1 protein-coding gene is annotated in these 1,197 nt (G+C 41.2%); it reads right to left on the bottom strand.

The genetic code is table 11. The features are described 5' to 3' along the window. Positions 1-9: 9 nt before the first annotated feature. Positions 10-1,077, bottom strand: coding sequence for an RNA-guided endonuclease InsQ/TnpB family protein (locus ACPEPR_RS13765; protein WP_160242681.1), 1,068 nt, complete (start codon positions 1,075-1,077; stop codon positions 10-12). Positions 1,078-1,197 lie beyond the last annotated feature (120 nt).

Raw genomic sequence — 1,197 nt, 5'->3', positions numbered from 1 at the left:
TTGACATCCTCACCCACCTGAAAGGAGGGTGATTCCTACTGCTAGACGCTTATGCCCAAGCGCAAGTATGTTCTTGGCGGAGTTTAAATCGCGTTGATTTACACTTCCGCATTCACATTCCCATACTCTTATTCGCAAATCTGCTCTACCTCTCGGACTGCTTGCGGTGATTGCACCGCAGCTCGAACAGGTTTGGGTTGTGAATCTCTCGTTGACTTCCTCAAACATGACCCCTGCGTTCTCGCATTTATACTTGAGCATGGTTTTGAGTGCTGAAAAGCCTGTATCTAAAACAGATTTCGCCATTTTAGTTTTTACAAGTTTGTTCGCACTTAGATCACCAACGACAATCAGTGCATTGTCTTTCACCAGCTGGGTGCTAACCTTGTGCAAATAGTCTTTACGACAGTTTGCAATCTTGGCGTGTAATGCACGGACACGCTTTTTATTTCTCGCTCTCTGAGCAATACCGAGCTTTTGCTCGTATTTTCGATAGAACTTGGGATTACTGATGACTGTGCCATCGGAACAGGTAGCAATATCCTTTAAGCCGAGATCAATACCCACGGCTTTTGTGGCGGTAGGTTTGTCTTGTTTGGGTGAATCAACCACTAAGCAGACATACCAACGTCCTCGACTATCCTCTACAAATGAGCCTGTTTTAATGCTGTATTTCGATAGTCCGTAACTATCCCATAGCTTGAATTGATGCTTGCCATACTGAACGTATCCATCGGCATATTTAATAGCGACCTTTTTAAAGGGTATCCAACCTAGTGATCTTCTTGCTGATTTCTTATTACTGACACGCCATCTCAATTTTGATTTTTTGAACTGTTTTCTGCGAGTGACCAATTCTTCTGTTACAGCCTGAATGGTTTGGCTATGAAGATTACATTCCTTTGATGCGCCTTTCGTGTATTTAGCAATATCGTATGCTGAAAAGAATTGTTGTTTGCGCTGTAGGTGTTTGAAACACAAATCATTGACATAGTTCCAGACAAAATTAACTTCAGATGCCAATTGGTCTAGCACCTTACAATGTTTGTCTTTTATGCGTAATTTAAGTGTTTTCATGGGCTTATATTAGCTCATATCAGGCTTAAAATATTGGTTTTTAGTAATTAAACGACATTTCATGTCGTGTCGCTTATATCTCTGACCTGAAAGACAGAGTTTTACGCTCCATTTGATAAA

This window comes from Acinetobacter sp. AND/436 (genome assembly GCF_049546925.1).
GTDB lineage: Bacteria > Pseudomonadota > Gammaproteobacteria > Pseudomonadales > Moraxellaceae > Acinetobacter > Acinetobacter indicus.
The sequence above is the reverse complement of the archived record's forward strand: the minus strand, read 5'-3'. Positions and strand labels throughout refer to the sequence as shown.

What these genes read in the sequence shown, in the direction of transcription:
- ACPEPR_RS13765 (WP_160242681.1), bottom strand. Translation starts at nt 1,077, where the DNA reads ATGAAAACACTTAAATTACGCATAAAAGACAAACATTGTAAGGTGCTA.